The sequence below is a fragment of the Devosia sp. BK genome (assembly GCF_032907385.1).
Taxonomy (GTDB): Bacteria; Pseudomonadota; Alphaproteobacteria; order Rhizobiales; family Devosiaceae; genus Devosia.
In genome coordinates this window covers 1,966,927-1,983,924 of sequence record NZ_JAIMBX010000001.1, presented here as the reverse complement: position 1 = coordinate 1,983,924, position 16,998 = coordinate 1,966,927, and the positions used below count along the sequence as shown (strand labels likewise).

General features: G+C 62.0%; 20 protein-coding genes. 10 read left to right on the top strand and 10 right to left on the bottom strand.

Annotated elements, in window-relative coordinates; all coding sequences use genetic code 11:
* Positions 1 to 103 precede the first annotated feature (103 nt).
* From DevBK_RS09625 to DevBK_RS09610, 4 genes are all read left to right on the top strand, one after another.
* On the top strand, positions 104 to 526 hold the full coding sequence (locus DevBK_RS09625; protein WP_061907947.1) for a MucR family transcriptional regulator: 423 nt from the start codon (positions 104 to 106) through the stop codon (positions 524 to 526).
* Between the two features lie 265 nt (positions 527 to 791).
* The gene (locus DevBK_RS09620; protein ID WP_317185264.1) at positions 792 to 1,148 is read left to right on the top strand and encodes a helix-turn-helix domain-containing protein; all 357 of its coding nucleotides are present in this window, start codon (positions 792 to 794) and stop codon (positions 1,146 to 1,148) included.
* A 1-nt stretch (position 1,149) separates the two neighbouring features.
* Positions 1,150 to 1,641 carry a DUF6456 domain-containing protein gene (locus tag DevBK_RS09615; protein WP_061907949.1) on the top strand — a complete coding sequence of 164 codons (492 nt, stop codon included), beginning with the start codon at positions 1,150 to 1,152 and terminating at the stop codon, positions 1,639 to 1,641.
* A 72-nt stretch (positions 1,642 to 1,713) separates the two neighbouring features.
* Positions 1,714 to 2,745: an acyltransferase family protein gene (locus DevBK_RS09610; RefSeq protein WP_062630797.1), complete on the top strand. Its 1,032-nt coding sequence runs from the start codon at positions 1,714 to 1,716 to the stop codon at positions 2,743 to 2,745.
* Here the strand turns inward: DevBK_RS09610 and DevBK_RS09605 are convergent.
* A complete protein-coding gene (locus DevBK_RS09605; protein WP_317185263.1) occupies positions 2,742 to 3,158 on the bottom strand; it encodes a SufE family protein in 417 nt (138 codons plus the stop codon). The two genes, DevBK_RS09610 and DevBK_RS09605, sit on opposite strands and share 4 nt — an antisense overlap.
* Before the next feature lie 271 nt (positions 3,159 to 3,429).
* Positions 3,430 to 3,726 (bottom strand): hypothetical protein, encoded by a 297-nt coding sequence (locus DevBK_RS09600; RefSeq protein WP_061907952.1) that lies wholly within the window; start codon positions 3,724 to 3,726, stop codon positions 3,430 to 3,432.
* A gap of 301 nt (positions 3,727 to 4,027) precedes the next feature.
* Between DevBK_RS09600 and DevBK_RS09595 the strand changes: the two genes are divergently transcribed.
* The 3 genes from DevBK_RS09595 to DevBK_RS09585 are packed head-to-tail and all read left to right on the top strand — an operon-like array spanning position 4,028 to position 7,418.
* Complete coding sequence (locus tag DevBK_RS09595) at positions 4,028 to 5,848, top strand: ATP-binding protein (RefSeq protein ID WP_317185262.1); 1,821 nt, start codon at positions 4,028 to 4,030, stop codon at positions 5,846 to 5,848.
* Positions 5,845 to 7,068 (top strand): peptidoglycan-binding domain-containing protein, encoded by a 1,224-nt coding sequence (locus DevBK_RS09590; RefSeq protein WP_317185261.1) that lies wholly within the window; start codon positions 5,845 to 5,847, stop codon positions 7,066 to 7,068. Before DevBK_RS09595 ends, DevBK_RS09590 begins: the two co-directional genes overlap by 4 nt.
* Before the next feature lie 11 nt (positions 7,069 to 7,079).
* The gene (locus DevBK_RS09585; protein WP_317185260.1) at positions 7,080 to 7,418 is read left to right on the top strand and encodes a DUF1491 family protein; all 339 of its coding nucleotides are present in this window, start codon (positions 7,080 to 7,082) and stop codon (positions 7,416 to 7,418) included.
* Between the two features lie 53 nt (positions 7,419 to 7,471).
* Here the strand turns inward: DevBK_RS09585 and DevBK_RS09580 are convergent, their stop codons facing one another.
* On the bottom strand, positions 7,472 to 8,647 hold the full coding sequence (locus DevBK_RS09580; protein WP_317185259.1) for a DUF2336 domain-containing protein: 1,176 nt from the start codon (positions 8,645 to 8,647) through the stop codon (positions 7,472 to 7,474).
* Between the two features lie 279 nt (positions 8,648 to 8,926).
* Between DevBK_RS09580 and DevBK_RS09575 the strand changes: the two genes are divergently transcribed.
* The gene (locus DevBK_RS09575) at positions 8,927 to 9,811 is read left to right on the top strand and encodes a hypothetical protein (RefSeq protein WP_317185258.1); all 885 of its coding nucleotides are present in this window, start codon (positions 8,927 to 8,929) and stop codon (positions 9,809 to 9,811) included.
* A gap of 13 nt (positions 9,812 to 9,824) precedes the next feature.
* The gene (chrA, locus tag DevBK_RS09570; protein ID WP_317185257.1) at positions 9,825 to 11,018 is read left to right on the top strand and encodes a chromate efflux transporter; all 1,194 of its coding nucleotides are present in this window, start codon (positions 9,825 to 9,827) and stop codon (positions 11,016 to 11,018) included.
* A 147-nt stretch (positions 11,019 to 11,165) separates the two neighbouring features.
* Here chrA and DevBK_RS09565 read toward each other — a convergent pair whose 3' ends face one another.
* The 5 genes from DevBK_RS09565 to DevBK_RS09545 all read right to left on the bottom strand — a co-directional run bounded on the left by DevBK_RS09565 (position 11,166) and on the right by DevBK_RS09545 (position 13,744).
* Positions 11,166 to 11,735, bottom strand: coding sequence for an NUDIX hydrolase (locus tag DevBK_RS09565; protein ID WP_317185256.1), 570 nt, complete (start codon positions 11,733 to 11,735; stop codon positions 11,166 to 11,168).
* A gap of 130 nt (positions 11,736 to 11,865) precedes the next feature.
* Positions 11,866 to 12,234 (bottom strand): VOC family protein, encoded by a 369-nt coding sequence (locus tag DevBK_RS09560; protein WP_317185255.1) that lies wholly within the window; start codon positions 12,232 to 12,234, stop codon positions 11,866 to 11,868.
* Positions 12,235 to 12,291: 57 nt separating this feature from the next.
* A complete protein-coding gene (locus DevBK_RS09555; protein ID WP_317185254.1) occupies positions 12,292 to 12,627 on the bottom strand; it encodes a YnfA family protein in 336 nt (111 codons plus the stop codon).
* Complete coding sequence (locus DevBK_RS09550; RefSeq protein WP_061907961.1) at positions 12,627 to 13,172, bottom strand: DUF1254 domain-containing protein; 546 nt, start codon at positions 13,170 to 13,172, stop codon at positions 12,627 to 12,629. Before DevBK_RS09550 ends, DevBK_RS09555 begins: the two co-directional genes overlap by 1 nt.
* Complete coding sequence (locus tag DevBK_RS09545) at positions 13,169 to 13,744, bottom strand: DUF1214 domain-containing protein (RefSeq protein WP_317185253.1); 576 nt, start codon at positions 13,742 to 13,744, stop codon at positions 13,169 to 13,171. The genes DevBK_RS09550 and DevBK_RS09545 overlap by 4 nt, the downstream gene beginning before the upstream one ends.
* Positions 13,745 to 13,908: 164 nt before the next feature.
* Between DevBK_RS09545 and DevBK_RS09540 the strand changes: the two genes are divergently transcribed.
* Positions 13,909 to 14,358 carry a hypothetical protein gene (locus tag DevBK_RS09540; RefSeq protein WP_317185252.1) on the top strand — a complete coding sequence of 150 codons (450 nt, stop codon included), beginning with the start codon at positions 13,909 to 13,911 and terminating at the stop codon, positions 14,356 to 14,358.
* 34 nt (positions 14,359 to 14,392) lie between these two features.
* Here the strand turns inward: DevBK_RS09540 and DevBK_RS09535 are convergent, their stop codons facing one another.
* Both DevBK_RS09535 and DevBK_RS09530 read right to left on the bottom strand, forming a co-directional pair.
* Entirely contained in the window at positions 14,393 to 14,644 is a 252-nt protein-coding gene (locus tag DevBK_RS09535; protein WP_061907964.1) for a hypothetical protein, read from the bottom strand.
* A gap of 166 nt (positions 14,645 to 14,810) precedes the next feature.
* Positions 14,811 to 16,967, bottom strand: coding sequence for a PBP1A family penicillin-binding protein (locus DevBK_RS09530; protein WP_317185251.1), 2,157 nt, complete (start codon positions 16,965 to 16,967; stop codon positions 14,811 to 14,813).
* Positions 16,968 to 16,998 lie beyond the last annotated feature (31 nt).

The following is a 16,998-nucleotide window of genomic DNA, read 5'->3' as shown; positions in this document are numbered from 1 at the left end:
TTTATATTGCAGTTCAGAGTTGCGTGCTGCAGTAAACAGAATTAGGAATGCAACACGGTCGCCACTGCCCTGTTGCGATTCAATAAATTCGGAAGGTTACAACATGAACGACAACATCGCTCCGGCAGATGTGGGAGAGTTCGATCTGGTCGAACTAAGTGCCGACATCGTCTCGGCTTATGTCAGCCACAACGCCGTGAGCCCGACAGATCTGACCAAGTTGATCGCTGAAGTGCATGGTGCGCTGCGGTCCCTGCGCAGCAATGAAGTGCCTGTGCTTGTGGAAGATCTCAAGCCTGCCGTTCCGGTGCGCAAGTCGGTCGCTGCCGACTACATCATCTGCCTCGAAGACGGGAAGAAGTTCAAGTCGCTCAAGCGCCACCTGCGCACGCACTACAACCTCTCGCCCGAGGAATACCGTGAGAAGTGGGGCCTGCCGGCCGATTATCCCATGGTTGCGCCAAACTATTCGGCAACGCGTTCCAAGCTCGCCAAGGACAATGGCCTCGGCCGTAAGGCTGGCTGAACAATCTAGAGGTCACCTGCGTGAGGCCTTGCCGATATCGGCAAGACCTGCGCAAGACCAAGCAGTTGCGCTGAGCTCTCGATATTTGAGTTGAAGCGCAATTCGATCCAATCGACTTTTCTCTTAGTGGCCGCCCCCGGGTGGCCACTATGCGTTTACCCCTTCATTTCTCGCGATTTTTACCTTCTCGGGGCCAAGTTATCCCCGGGGTGGAAAACCTCTGTCAGGATATAGGAATATTGTCCTATGATGTCGGGGGATGTCTATGCGAATCGAAACTCATTCCGGTGAACCGCCACAACCGAACCCACGCCGCAAACGCGGCGATTTTGGGTTGGCCGATGTACTCGCTCTGATTTCACGGGAGAGAGATATTCCTATCCGGTTGCTGGTTCACGTTTCTCGTTGCCGGGCCGAGACGGCGCGGGCGCGGCAGGTGGCGATGTATCTGGCCCATGTGGTGAAGGGCGTCAGCCTGACGGCGATCGGGTCCGCTTTCGGCCGAGATAGGACTACAGTCTCCTATGCCTGTGGTTTGATCGAGGATATGCGCGACGATCCCGGCTTTGACGCCGAGCTCGACCGGCTTGAGGCGCTGCTCAATGAAACGCGGGAGCACTGAGATGGAAGGGCTTCCAGACGCCGTTTTGCGCCTCGCGAGTGGGCGCGGAGAGCAGGCGGCATTTCTTGATCGGCACCATATCGAGGCGGCATCGCGCCTCGCTCGCCTGTTCGAAAAGGCGCGACTGCGGCAGCGGGTGACCATGTCTTATGACCCGGCGCGGGTAGGTGGGCGTTCGGGGTCGGGATCGGCTGAGACGGACTTGTCCGTGTCGGCAGCCGATGCACGGCGAAAACTATCAGATCTGGCGCGAACGATGCCGGCCGAGTGCTGGTCGCTCCTGTTCGACATTTGCGGGCTTGATCTTGGCCTGCAGGAGATCGAGGCAAGCCGGGATTGGCCTCGACGCGGCGGCAAGCTTGTCCTGCGGATTGCGCTTTCAAGCCTTGCGAGCCAATTCGGGCTGGAGGCCAAGGCCGAGGGCCGCGACGCGACCCCGCAAAGGCATTGGCTGCCAGAGCGGCCGGAGATGTTTCCGCATGCGGGTTCTTAACGATGTAAGGTTCTGTAATGTTTGGTGAATGGTGCGCGTGGTAGATTGCCTTCATCAAGCAGGGCGGGAGCCATGTCCGCAAGAATCGTTGCCATCCAGTATCTGCGCGCCATTGCGGCTCTCATGGTGTTGGTTTCGCACGCCCTGCTTTACCCGCTGACGGTCGAGGACATCACCTATGGCCGGCTGGGCTGGCTGGGTGTGATCCTCTTTTTCGTCATTTCCGGTTTCATCATGGTCAGCGTCACTGAGGGCGGGCGCTTCGATGGCCGCGAATTCATGCAGCGGCGCATTCTCCGTGTCGTGCCGCTCTATTGGGCCTTCACCTTTGTTGCCGCGCTCATGGCGTTCGTCGCGCCGCAATTGTTCAAGACGACGGTGTTCAACGGCGAGCAACTGGCGCTCTCGCTGGCCTTCATCCCGTTTTACAACGCGGCAAGCCAAGGATTGCACCCGCTCTATAAACTCGGCTGGACGCTCAACTATGAGATGTTCTTTTATGCCTGCTTCGCGCTTCTCGCGGTTTTCACCGCGCGCGGGCGGGTCATGGGGTTGACCATCGCCTATATCGGGCTGGCGCTGATCGGGCTTTTTCTCGCGCCGCAGGCCGCCATTCCGCATTTTTACACGAGCTTCCTGCCGCTCGCTTTTGTCGCCGGCTGCTGGATCGGGCTGGGGCACCTCGAAGGGCGGCTGGCGGATATCCCGCTGCCTGTGATGGTGCTGGTGGGCGCGACCGGGTTGTTCGGGCTCTATGAAGGCTTTGGCTGGAACCGCGGCGTCGTCGAAGACGCGAGTGCCTTTGTCGGCCTATTGGCCTTTGCGGCGAGCACAGTCCTATTGGCCGTGCGCTATGAGGCGCGGCTGCCGCGTTTCCGCTGGCTCGAGCATTTGGGCAATGCGTCCTACTCGATCTACCTTGTCCATATCTTTGCCGTCGCCTTGATGGCAGGGATTGGACTCAAGCTGATCGGGCGGAGTTTTCCGGGAATCGTGCCGGTGGTGACGCTCCTTGCGATCGGCACCGGCATCTGGCTTGGGCTTTTGCTCTACCGCTATGTCGAGCGGCCGCTGATGCGCCGGCTTAACCGCAAGAAGCCCTAGACCAACCGTGCCTTCGCTTCGTTCCGGATGCGATTGACCATGGCGACGAGCCCATTGGAGCGCTGCGAGGTCAGGTGTTCGCGGAGGCCCAATTCGTCAAAGAGCGCGATGGCGTCGGTTTCGGCGATTTCTTTCATCGACCGGTCCGAATAGAGCGCGAGCAGCACGGCCACCAGTCCTTGCACGATCATCGCATCGCTTTCGCCCTTGAGGTGCAGCGCGCTGTCCTTGGGTTCGGCGACGAGCCACACTTGGGAAATGCAACCATTGACCTTGTTGGCATCGGTTCGTTCGCCTTCGTCGAGCTTGGGCAGAGCCTGGCCGAGTTCGATGAGATAGCGGTATCGATCTTCCCAATCGTCGAGAAACGAAAGGTTGTCGGCAATGTCCTGAAAGGCTTGGGGCTGGGTCATGGGCCACTATCTACAGCATGTCGCCTGAAAGTGGGTATCGGTTTCAGGAAAAAGACATGCGCAAAAACGCCTCAAAAGAAAAGGCCGCAAGCACGGGGTGCGTGCTTGCGGCAGGAGCCGATGGGTATTGGAGCGACGCTGCCGGGCGGGCAGCAGGCCCATCGGATTAACAGTGCGACACCAAACCTGGCGTCGTTGGAGCAGGGGTGCTCCATTTTCCCTATGCGCATCGGCCTCAAAGCAAGTCCGCCGCGCATTTTGATCTAAAACTCTATCCCGCGCGCTGAGGTCGGGGGCGGGGATAGGGAATCGGATCGGCCTCAGGCGCAACATGCATGGGTGTGACTGAGGGCGGGATAGGCGGGAGGGTGGCGGCAATGATCGCCTTGCCCCCGTAGCATTGCAGGCTATCGCACTCGATCGCCTGGATCTGTTGGGCCACGAACTGGCTACCGCGCGTCATGGCCTCATTGGCCACCGACTCGGCGGATGCACGCATATCGACGCCTGGCCGGATGACCAGGAAGGCGACAGTGAGCCAAAATGCGGAGCGCAATAGGAAAAACATGGCCGAAACTTTTCGAGCGACCCTATGCCGCCCTTCTATCTCGACCCTAACGAGCGCTTCCTAAGGCTGGTTTGGCCCAGTTCTTAAAATTTGAAACAAATGGTTATCGCAGTTTCGGAGGAGGACAACACCTTGTTTACGCTATCGGGCGAAACCCCTCTCGCGCGGCGCGGACTTAAACCTGTTTTAGGGCCTGAGGCGCGAGTGTGGGGCACACAAGATCTGATGGGTAATCAGACAGCAGGCCGGGATCACTGATCGCGGCGACGGTCCCAGGGGCCGGCAAGAGCGGCGTCTTAGTATGAGTAAAATGATGCGTAGCCTCGATATTTTTGGCATTGGCGGAAGGGATGGCGCACGCTTTGCTGCCTCCAGCCCGCGGCCTGACGTGTTGCGCCGCAAGACCATTGCCAACAATGCCCGCCTGATGATCGCCATTGCCGCGCTCGCCATGCCCTTTGCCATGTGGGCCCTGCTTGCCCATGCTGCGCTCGGCTTCGCGCTCGCCTGCCTCGTCTTAACTGGCGGCATGCTCTCGCTCTCGTTCTTTCATCGCGGCCACCACGATGAAGCCGCGCTCGCCCAGATCGGTACGGTCATGGGCGGCGGCGTGTTTTTGACGCTGATCGATTCGCGCTTTGCCGATCTTGGCCTCGCCGTCGTCCTCATGGGTCCGGTGCTGGCCGCGCTTCTGATGGGGCGGCAGGCGCGGATCTTGACCTGGCTCGGCGTTGCCGCGGCAATTCTGGTTGGCGGCGCATTCTCGTTCTTTGGATTTCCGCACGATATCACGCTCGCCAATGAGGCGACGCTCGCTGGTGGCGTGCTCTTTGCCCTGGCGATTGTCGTCGTCGCGCACACGACCCACCACATCAACGCCGGCTATGTCGTCCACGACAAGGCGCAGGTGAACGCCTATCGGCATCTGGTCGAGCATATGCAGGACACGGTCATCTGCTTTTCGCTCGAGGGAGACATTCTGTCGGCCTCGCGGTCGTCCGAGGAGCTTTTCGGCTGCCCGCGCTACCAATTGAGTTCTGCAACGCTTGGCGAGCGGCTCCATGTCATGGATCGCCCTGCCTACCTGACGGCCTATGCCGATGCCAATCAAGGCGGGAAGAACCGGACGATCGAGGTGCGCATGCGCCGCGACGATCCGCGGTCGGGCGCCTCGGCGCCGCAATTTATCTGGGTCGAAGTGCGCTTTGCGCCGATCAGCAGCGAAGCAACCAGCGAGCGCTATGAAGTGACGGCGCTGATGCGCGACGTGACGAAGCGCAAGGACGCGGAAGCCGCCATGGCCGAAGCGACCCGCTCAGCCGAGGAAGCCTCGCAGGCCAAGTCGCGCTTCCTCGCGACGATCGGGCACGAATTGCGCACGCCGCTCAACGCCGTCGTCGGCTTCTCTGAAATGATGACGACGGGCATTGGTGGCGAACTGTCGAACACGCATCGCGAATATGCCGGGCTTATTCACCAGAGCGGCAAGCACCTTCTCGACGTTGTTGGAATGCTGCTCGACATGTCGCGCATCGAGGCCGGTAAATTCGAAATCAGCACCGCGCGGTTCGCGGCGGCGGATATCGTACAGCCCTGCTTTGCCATGGTCGATTCCATGGCCAAGGGCCGCAAGATCACGCTTGATGCCGATATCGAAGCGGGCCTGCCGATGATCGTCGCCGACGAGCGCGCCTGCCGGCAGATCCTGATCAATCTCCTTTCCAATGCCATCAAGTTCAGCCACGAGGGTGACCGCGTGACGCTGGTGGTCAAGCGCCAGGGCACGGCGATCAGCTTTGCTGTGCGCGACCAGGGCATCGGCATGGCGCCAATGGCGCTCGAACGAATCGGCGAACCCTTCTTTCAGGCAGAGGATGGGCTCAACCGGCAATATGAAGGCACCGGCCTCGGACTCTCGATCGTCAAGGGTCTGGCCGAGCTCCACGGCGGCACTTTAAGGGCCATGTCGGAAATTGGAGCGGGGACAACCATGACCGTACTCCTGCCGATAAACGGTCCGGCAACAAAGATGGAAGAGACTGTCGCGGTTATACAATTGCATCGTGAGCCCGCGACGGCGCCCAACACTTCATGGCAAAACGAAAAAAGAAAAGCGCAATGACGGCTTCTACCCTGTCCCAGCTTCCGCTGATGGCCGGTAGCGTGCTCATGGCTCAACTGGGTCGTGGCGCGCGCTGGTCTTTCGAACACTATATGCGGGCGCCGCTCGCCTCGACGGCTATTTTTGCGCTCGTTTCGATGAGTGCCTTTGCCAGCAGCAATGCGCTCTATTTCCAGACGGGCGTGCATCCATCGCCCTTCTTTGCGACCTCGCTCGATGTGCCGCGTGCGGTCAAGGTGAGCCCGGTTGAAGCGCCGATGCCGGCGCCTGCCGCCATGCGCGAACAGGCCGAGGACGACGCCGCAGCCCTTGCGCCAGCCGCGGTTCCGGAGACGACCGGTAGCGTCGTGACCGCGCAGCCGCAGGTGATTCCCGACCAGCCGGTGGGCAATTCCGAAGTTTTTGCCGTGCAGAAAAAGCTCGCCGAACTCAAATTGTTCGAGGGCAAGGTCGACGGCTATTATGGTCCGATGACCGCCCGCGCCATCCGCGCTTTCGAGGAGCGCAACGGCTTTGAGCCGCAGGGCGCGCTGTCCTCGGCAATCGTGCAGTCGATCATCAATTCCGACGCGGCAGGCCGGGCGGCAGCGCCGCAGCCTGTCGTGCAGCCCCAGGCTGCAGTCGCGCCGCAACCGGTCGCAGCGCCACAGCCGGTAGCGGCTGCGCCGGTCGTTGCGCCAGCACCTGCGCCAGTTGCCGAGATTGCGCCGGCTCCCGCGCCGCAGCAGGATCGCGTGGTGGCGCGGCTTCCGGCGCTCTCGCCGGTCGAGACTGCCGTGGATACGGTTGGTACGGCCACAGCCAGCACGATCGATTCCATCGTCGCGGCTGTCGGTGGCGAACGCGGGACGTCGACGCCGGTAAGCAATCCACCCGTACCGACGGCAAGCGTGCCGAACCAGCCTATGCCGGCGCCAGTCCAGGTGCAGGCCGCTGCAGCCCAGCCGGTGGCGCAGATCCAGCCCGTGGCGCAGCCGGTTGCCATTACCCCGACCCAGCCACCGCGCGCCGCACGTCCGGCGACGGACGGCGATCTCGTGGCCGATATTCAGCGTGGATTGGCTAGTCTTGGCTTTTTCCGCGGCCAGATTGACGGCAATCCGGGGCCGGAAACAGCGCGGGCCATCCGCGAATTCGAGAATTTCCACCGCTACAAGATCACCGGCCAGGTCCAGCCCGATCTCGTCGATCTGCTGCGCAAGGCAGGCGCCACGATCTAGTGGCCGGGGCCTTGCGCAGCGATATCTGGTGCATGGCCTTTGTGCGGCGCCACAATGACCTCGGGAATATGTGCGTCGTCGCCAAGCGCGGCGACCCTATTGCCGGGCAGGTGTTTATCGAGGTCGATCATCTCGATGGCGCGCGCTCGCTCTACACGCCGGCGCCGGTGGTCAGCCGGGGAGATACCGCGGGGCTGGTGTTTCAGCGCCGATTCAATCACGTCGAGCCGAACATAGTGCGCCAACGCATTGCGCGGGAAGGCGATTTCGATCCCGATCTTTGGGTGCTGAGCGTGGATCTCAGGGGCGATGATCTCGGGATCGATGTGATCAAAGACCAAACGCCATAAATCGTTGAGTTCGAAACGAGATCCCCGCTTTCGCGGGGATGACGCTGTGGCTCTTAGCCGGCGCGGCGGGCGCCGAGGCGGGAGAGGGCGACCATGGCTTGTTCGACAACGGGGTTGTTCGAGCTTGCCGCAGGAGCGGCAGATGCAGCGGCCGGGGTGCGGCGGCTTGGCATGGCGACGGGGCGGTACTGGGGCTTGGAAAGATCGAGGAGGTTTACCTCGCCACGCCAGGCGCTCATCAGATAGGCCATGGATTCGGGCGAGACGGTCGCAAAGAGCGAGGCGAAATCGGCTAGGGCGCGCGAGCGCTCGTCGTCGTGGCTCGTCGCGTGGATCAGAACTTTCAGGCCATCATAGGCCGAAACGCCGAAGCCGCGGAGGACGACGAAGGTCGAGGCGCCGGTGACGTCATGGGCGATCTGGCCGCAGCGGACTTCATCGAGGCCGGTGATCTGGGCGAGGAGCTTAGTGACTTCCGGACGACGATTTTCCGAGAACAACTTCATCAGCGCCTTGGTCAGTTCCGGTGTTGCGACGGAGAGCTGTTCGATGGTGCGCTGGATCGGGGCGGCCGGGGTTTCGCGATTGGCGAAGGCCTGGATGACCTTGATGCGGTGGATATCGGAGAGATCGAAGAAGGCCGGCGCGAGGAGGGCTGCGTCGAAATCCTTACGGTTTCCAAGGGCTTCGGCGACAAGGTGATCCATCTGGGCCGAGCGGGCGAGCGCGCTGAGATAGGCGCCGCGCGGGCTGATATCGAGATTTTGCGAGAGCGCGCGATAGACCTTGCGCGAGTTCATCTGGAAGAGTTTGGCGAGCACCACATTGGAGAGGTTCTTGCGGGCGCCGATAATGGCCGCAGCGCCAACATCGTAGCGGGCGATGACATCGAGCATGGTGCGATCGGACAGCTCGGGCGCCTGGGTAAGGAAGGCGTTGAGATCATCGCCGATATTGTCGACGACCAATTGCTCGAGCGGCTCGGACAAAAGTTCGCTCCGGCCCAGGATTGCTGCGGCTTTCGCGCGGGCCTGGGGGCTCGCCGCCTGGAAGAGGCGGGTGGCCAGCGTTTCGAACTGTTCCATTTCGGGAGGGGTCGGACGGCCGCGGCGCGCATAGGCGTCGCAGGCGGCGATCAGGAGCGTATTGGTGCGGTCGACGCCGCCGGTCTCGATAAGAAGCTGGAAAGTTTCGTAAGGCTGAAAACCGAGCATTTTTAGCAGAACCATCGACTCTAATGCGCCCCCGGCGCGTTCTGATGCCTAATTTGCCTCCAATTCGTTAGCAGTCCGTTAACCTTGACGATCTCTTAATAGGAATAAGCGCAAAGGGCGTCATTGCGCCGGGAGAATCACTGAACTCGCTGCCTCCACTAGGGACGGGGGAGCGGCTCACATTGGAGGTCAGCTTGGGAAAGCTGCTGAAATTCGAAATGCGGGATCGACCCGCACGGTCGGGAATACGACAGCCCGGAGACGCACAGATTTTGATCTTCACCGGGGTACGTTATGAACGCGGGCCTACGCCGCCACCCACTGACCGGCTCGACCCGTCACGTCGCCGCCGCAAGCGCGGCTGATCGCGTGTCGACAGTTTTGCGTCTTGCCGGAACGGCGCTGCTCGCCGGGCTCGTCGTCGCCTGCGCGTCGCGCCCAGTCGGTGATTTTGGCCGCGCGCAACCGAGCGTGCTGCATGACAATGTTTTGCCTGCGGTAGGGACTTTTATGGCCCGCCAGCGCGAACCTGTGTCCAATTTCAACCAGACCGACCAGGAACGCGAAATGCACGATCGCACCTGGCGCTTTCTCGTTGCCGCACAGGCGGACGACTGGATGTTCGACACCCAGGCGGAAATGCAGCGTACGCGCATCGCCCGGCCCAAGGATTTCACCTTCACGACGGACCGCTATTATTCCTGGCTGAAGCGGACCTATTACCAATCCTCCCGCGTGCGCTATGCGACGCTGAATCGGCATGTGCTGGCCGATCTCGACACCATGCCGACGACATTTGCGAGCATCTGCGCGGTGATCGAAGTCGATCGCAACCGGGCGGTGGCGCTGGCTTCGCTGACCGATCTTGAGCCCGGCGCGGCCGAGGATGTCGCGGCGCGAAAGTATGAGAACGACTTCCATATCGAGTGGTTCGTGCGGGCGGTGAACTATCGCTACGAGAGCTATTCCTATGCGCTCGACAATCTTCTTGTCGAAACCCCGCATGAGCAATCGATCACCGTCGACGCTTCGCTCGAGCAACTGAGCTATTGGGCGGGGCGGGCGACACGGCATGATTTCTGCGGCGATCCTACGGGGCAGCATGCCCGCGGCAGTGTCACCATACCGTCACGCTTCCAGACGATGGTGCCCGATCTTGAAGTGATCGACCAAAAATAGCTGGAGCAGAGTGTTGAGTGCTGGACGGACCGGAAATGTCGCTGAGGTCTTTCTGGTCTTTCTCAAACTCGGGCTGACAAGTTTCGGCGGGCCGATTGCCCATCTCGGCTATTTTCGCGATGAATTCGTCAGCCGGCGCGGATGGTTCGACGATAAGGCCTATGCCGATCTCGTGGCGCTTTGCCAATTCTTGCCGGGACCGGCATCGAGCCAGGTCGGTTTTGCCATTGGGTTGATGCGGGCCGGCGGCCCGGGCGCGCTCGCGGCCTGGGCTGGATTCACCCTGCCATCGGCGCTGTTGATGCTGGCGATTGCGCTTGGGGCAGGGGCGCTAAGCGGCGATCTGGCGCAGGGCGTTTTGCATGGATTGAAGCTTGTTGCCGTAGCCGTCGTCGCGCAGGCGGTGCTGGGCATGGCGAAGAGCCTGTCGCCGGACAAGGTGCGGGCGGGGATCGCGGTGTTGGCCGTGGCGGCTATGGTGATTTTCGGCGGTGTCTGGGGGCAGGTCGGAGCGATCGTGCTCGGAGGCGTGCTGGGGCTTTGGCTTTGCCGGGGCGAGGCGCAGGCGGTCGGCGAGGAGCTCGCCGTGCCGGTGTCGCGCACGGTCGGCGTTGCGGCGCTACTGCTGTTTGCCGGACTGCTACTGGTTCTGCCGCTTGTGGCGGGCTTCGGACAAGGTCTTGCGGTGTTCGACGCGTTTTATCGCGCCGGTGCGCTGGTTTTTGGTGGGGGGCACGTCGTGCTGCCGCTGCTTGAAGCGGGAACGGTGAGACAGGGCTGGCTCGACCAGAACACTTTTCTTGCCGGCTATGGCGCTGCGCAGGCCATGCCCGGGCCGCTCTTTACGTTTGCATCTTATCTCGGCGCGGCGAGCGGAGTGCCGCCAAATGGAGCGATCGGGGCAGCGATTGCGCTCGTCGCGATCTTCTTGCCGGGGATGCTGATCGTGCTGGCGGCGCTGCCGTTCTGGCATGGGCTGCGCGGCAACGCCACGGCGCAAGCGGCAATGCGCGGGGCAAATGCCGCAGTGGTTGGGATTTTGGGTCTGGCGCTTTATAATCCGGTGTTTACGAGCGCGGTGCTGGGGCCGGTGGATTTTGTTCTGGCGCTGGCGGGCTTTGTGGCGCTCGTAAGCTGGAAAGTGCCGCCGCTGGCGGTGGTTGTGGCGCTGGCGGTTATTGGTGGGGTGATGGGGGTTGTGGGGTAGCTCCTCTTCACCTCTCCCTTTGGGGGAGAGGTCGGGTTGCGAAGCAAGCCGGGTGAGGGGGCCTTTGTACGCGTTCGGTGTATCAAGGCCCCCTCACCCGCCGCTGCGCGTCGACCTCTCCCCCGAGGGAGAGGTGGCCCTGCGGGCCTAGGGTACAGCGACAGCCTTCAGTCGTTCCGCGGCCTTAGGCGCGAACTCCCAGAGCATTTCGACGCTTTGCCATTTGGCGGCATTCACCTCGTCTAGCTGCGCGGTCAGCGGCTGATTTGGGTCGGCGAGGAAGAGGTATTGGAGGTCGTGGTGGATGTGGGGCGGCTCGTTGCGGGATTTTTTGCCGGGGACGTCGTGGCTGTCGATGATGAAGGGAAGGTCGCCGTTTTGATGCCAGGGGTGCAGTTTTAGGCCGGTGACGCCGGTTTCTTCCTCCGCTTCGCGTTGGGCGGAGAGATGGAAGAAGGGGCTTGGTTCGTAGTGGCCGCCGGGCTGGAGCCAGCGGCCGATGGTGATGTGGTCGATGACGAGGATCTGGGCGTGATCGGGCGAGAGCACGATGGCGCTGGTGGTGAGATGGCCCGGCATAGTTTCGCGGAGATCGAGGCGATGACCTTCGGCAATTTGCCAGCGGAGCAGCGACAGGTGCTCGGCGGGGGCGGCTACCTGGGCGAGATAGCGGGTGACGGTGGCGGCGAGGGTTTGCGCGAAGGATTCGGGTGACATGAAGAGGTTTTAGACCGTCTGGCGCGTGAACTGAAATCCTGTTCTGCGCCTCGGGCGTCAGATGGTCCACCCGGTCGAGCCGGGTCTTCATGATGGTGGGGGGGGGCTCGGCGGTGATGCGAGAAAGAAATCAGCCGCCGAAACCTGGGGGTGGTTCGGCCAGCGCGATGCGGTTGCCGTCGGGATCGAAGACTTGTGCGACCTTGCCGAAGGGGCCACTCGTGGCGTTGACGGCGGCGATGTCTAGGGCGGCAAGGCGGGCGATTTCGGTGTCGAGATCGGGGGTGACGATGGTCATGACCGAGTGGCCCGCATTGGTCTCGTCTTGCCATAGCTGGAGACCGGCGCCGCCGATATTGCGCCACTGCACCATACCGGGAATGGGCTTGTCGTCGACCGGGCGGCCGATCAGCTTTTCGTACCAGACGAGGGCGATATCGAGATCGGCGACGGACATGCCGGCATAGGCGCCCTGCACGTTGAAGACTTTTGACGACATGAAAACACTCCTCTGTTTTCTGCGCGACGAACGGCTACTTGCCGTTTCGACGCCGGCTTAGCCGCGGGGAGCAAAAAGGATGATTGCGGCGCCGGCAAGGGCGAGCACGCCGCCGGCAATATCCCAGATATCGGGTTGGCGAGATTCGACGGCCCAGAGCCAGATCAGCGACGCGATAATATAGACCCCGCCATAGGCGGCATAGGCGCGGCCGGCATGATCGCTGGGCGCGAGGGTGAGAAGCCAGGCGAAAGCGGCGAGAGCGAGCATGCCAGGGATGAGCCACCAGATGGGCTTGCCCAAACGGAAGACGGCCCAGAAGGCAAAGCAGCCAGCGATTTCAGCGAGCGCGGCCAGCGCATAAACGAGAAGGGCGGAGCCGAACGCGGGCATCAGCCGCGCGGGCCGCAGGAAATGGCGCCGAGGCGTTCGGCGAAACGCGCGCGCATAACCTGGTGCGGCGGGGAGAGGCGGACGAGAGCAAAAAGCTTGTCGCTGGGCGCTTCGACGACGAGGAGGCCCTCTTCGATATCGAGCTGCTGCTGGGCAAGGAGACGGGTCTGGGCGGCGTTGAAAATGCCGAGATCGACCGTCTGGCCGATACCGTCGCGATTGGTGGTCGAATAGATGACGATGCCGGCCTCGTTGAAAAGGGCGAGGGACCAGAAGGCATCGGGCAGGGTGCCGCGGAGATAGGCGGGGCCTTGGGAAAGGTCGAGCTGGCAGAGGCCATAGACGAGATCGGGATCGAGCCCCAGCGGATTGGGCTGGGCGGCTTCGACCGGCGGCAGGATGACCATACGGTTGCTGGCTTCGAAGGCTGAGACCCGCGACCAGGTGGTTTCTTCGGCCAGCATCGGCAGGGTCAGAATGACGACGATGTGGATGATGCCGCCGAGAAGGACGCCGCCGACGAGCCAGAGCAAGAACCGGATCATGCGCAATCTCCGCGCGTGATGGTGGGCATGGTGTCATTGCCCGAACCGAAGCCGGAAAAGGCGGTGGTGTCGTAAAGCGTCAGTTCGAGGCTGAAGGGGCCGGAGCCAGCGAGTTCCAGCCAATTGCCGGGGGATAGGGATTTGCCGACATGGATGGTCATGGCGCCGGAATTGTCGCGGGCGACCTGGCTCGAGCGCATCGCAAGATCGGTGCCGGGGGCGGCAAGGTTCTGGCCGGCGCTATCGACAGCAACGAGCGTCCAGAAGCTCGAGACCGGGACGTGGCCGGAAAGGGTATAGGTGCAGGAGAGGTCGAGCGGTTCGCCGGCGGTGTCGGTGGTGGCGAGGAATTGCAGGCCCTCGGCACGGCCAAGCTGGAGCGCGGCTTCGCGGGTGAGATGGCCGCGGGTATAGGGATTTGGGGCGTCGGAACCGAGATCAGGCCAGGACACCCAGGCGCCGATTTGCGCGGCGCCGAAGAGGCGGCCATCGGTCAGCGCGTAATAGGAGAGGCCAAAGCCGGTCACGAGGGCCACGGCGATGGAAAAGAGGAGAAGCAGGACAAACCGCACTTGAGTTCAGCTTCCTCGATATCTGGGCATGACGTGCTGAACCGGCAGCGCTGCGAACATGCCAAGGCTATAGCAACCAAGCGGCGGGGGCGAAAGCCATGGTGATGCCGCAGACGCAAAATAGCGATAGCCGGATCAGATGAATCAAGACGGGTGAGATGTTTATGCAGGGACGGATTTGGATCGCGCTTGGGCTTTTGGCAGTGGCGGTGAGCCCCGCAATGGCCAAGGACAAGACGACGATCGTGGGCGACCTATCCGGATGGATCGGAACATGGACCGGGGGACCTGAACAGGAGATCACCATCACGTCGGGCGCCAATGGCGGTTTGGCGGTCGAGGGCTATGCGACCTATGGCGCCGAGGATTCTGAAAGTGCCGCGATGGGCGCCATCAATGTGGGTGGATTTGCAGGCAACATTCCGGCCGACTGGATCGAGGACAACAATGTCACCATTGCCTCGACGGGCGACGAGATCATCCCGACAAGCGAAGCCGGGCAATATGATTGCTGGGTGGATATGACGCTGAATGGCGAGGTGCTCGAGGTCGACGACAATGGCCAATGCGGCGGGCTCAATGTGTCGTTTATCGGGACCTACAAGCGGCAGTAGAAGTGAGCGCGGCGGGGGACCGCCGCGCCGAAACTTACATGGCGTCGAGTTCGACGATCAGATCGTCATAGGCCTTGCAGGCGGCTTCGACATCGGTCGGTGGATTGGTCTGGAGACCGGTGAATTTCTGGCTGATTTCGGTGGCCTTGTCAGGATTGGCGGCAACCACTTCCTGCACCTTGGTCGAGAGCTCCATCGCTTTGGTCTGCAGCTCTTCGGGCGTGCAGGCGAAAGCGGTGGCGGTGCCGGCGAAAACGAAAGCAGCGGCGAGAATCGTTGTCTTCATAACTCATCCTTTGATCTGTTGATCGCGAATGGCGCCCGTGCCGGAAACCGGCCGGTGCATCGCAGTTTGACGCTCACGAAACGGTGAGCGCCGGCATCAGATGGGCAAAAGATGCGGTGAAAATAGGGCGGCGACAGGGGTTTAGTGTGGGGCAGCGCTGCCGGGCTCAGAGCCCGGCGCTGGGGGCGGGGGCGCTGGCCTGATCGGAAACCGGCGCCAGATCCTTGATGGCGATGTCAAGACGATCGGCGAGATCGAGGAGTTTGCGCGCGGCCGCCGGGGTCAGGTTGGGCGGCCGCTCGGCCGTTTCTTCCTCGGGGAGCGCGGCGGCATCGGCGACGATGGTCTGCTCGGGCACGAAATCGACGCCGAAGACCGGCTTGATCTCGATATTGGTGTGGGCATAGGCCATGAACTTCTGCCAAGCGACAGTCGGCAGGGTGCCGCCGGTGAGATTGTTGGTCGGGCGATAGTCATCGTTGCCGAACCAGACGGCGGCGACGTAATTGCCGGTGAAGCCGCAGAACCAGGCGTCGCGATAGGACGTGGTGGTGCCGGTTTTGCCCAGCGTCGGGACGCCTTCGATCTTGGCGCGCGAGCCGGTGCCGCTGGTGACGACGGCGCGCATCATCTGGTTCATATAGGCGACGGTTTGCTCGGAGAGGATGCGCTCGCGCGGGGCGTCGGGATCATATTCCCAGACGGGATCGCCGGTGAGCGTCGTCATCCGGGTGATGCCGAAGGCGGGGGTCTTGAGGCCGTCATTGGCAAAGACCGCATAGGACGAGGTCATGTCGAGGACGGAAACCGAGGCAACGCCAAGGGCGAGCGAACGGGTCACCGGATAATCGGCGCGGAGGCCCATGCGATGGCTGAGCGCGGCAATGGTGTCGCGGCCGGTCTTGATCGAGAGGGTGACGGGGACGGTGTTGATCGAAGCGGCAAAGGCTGATTGCAGGGAAATCTGGCCCTTGTAATTGCGGCCATAATTCTGCGGGCACCAATCGCCGATGCAGACCGGACGGTCCGAAATGGTGTCGGAGGGTTTGAGGCCCAATTGCTCGAAGGCTTCGGCATAGACGAAGGGCTTGAAGGAGGAGCCGGGCTGGCGCGTCGAGACGATGGCGCGGTTGAACTGGCTTTTGCCGTAGTCCGTGCCGCCGACCATGGCGCGGATGGCGCCCTGGGTGTCGGTGACGACCATGGCGGCCTGGGAGACCTTATATTGCTCGCCCTGTTCGCGGACGACCGAGGTCACGGCTTCCTCGGCATAGCGCTGGAGCGTCGTATCGATGGTCGTGCGGACGGTGAAATTATTGCCCTGCGCGCCGGTCTCGTCGATGATGCGCTTGGCTTCGTCAAAGGCCCAATCGAGGAAGTAATTGGGCGAATTGACGTCGGCGGTGCGCTCGATGGGCGAGGCGGGGTGGCGACGGGCGGCGGTTACCTGGCCTTCGGTCAGAAAGCCCGAGGCGACGAGATTGGAGAGGACGAGATTGGCGCGGCCGCGGGCAGCGGCGAGATCGACGTGTGGCGCATAGCGCGTCGGGGCCTTGAACATGCCGGCGAGCATGGCGGCTTCGGCGAGGTTGATGTCCTGCACGCGCTTGCCGAAGTAATATTCGGCCGCGGCAGTGACGCCGAAATTGCCGCCGCCCATATAGGCGCGGTCGAAATAGAGTTTTAAAATCTCGTCCTTGGAATAGTGCCATTCGAGCCAGATCGCGAGATAGGCTTCGATGATCTTGCGCTCAAAGGTGCGCTCGGAGGAGAGGAAGAGATTTTTGGCGAGCTGCTGGGTGAGCGAGGAGCCGCCCTGGGTGGAATTGTCGCCCTGGGCATTTGAGGCAAGGGCGCGCAGCGTGCCGACGATGTCGATGCCAAAGTGGTCGTAGAAACGGCGGTCTTCGGTCGCAAGGGTCGCCTTGATCAGATAATCGGGCATCTGGTCGAGCGCGACGCTATCGTCGGAGCGAATGCCGCGGCGGCCGATTTCGGTGCCGAAACGATCGAGGAACACGACAGAATAATCCTCGGCCTTGTTGAAGGCGCCGCGATCGATGATCGAAAAGGCGGGCATGGCGAGCGCCGTCATCAACACCGCGCCGATAGCGCCGAAGGTAAAAGCGTCCGAGAGGATTTCGACGATGAAGCGCTTGAAGCCCGTGACGTGAAACCGGCTCATGAAATCCTGGTAGCGGGTATAACCGCGGCCAAGGGCCTGCCAGAATTCGTAAAGCGAAGAGTCGAGCCAGGCATCGGCGGCCAACATGCCGCCGGCGCGTTTTGGACGTTTTTGCTTGCTATAGAAAGGATCCTGCACGCCCAACCCCTTGGATCACGTCGCTCGAATG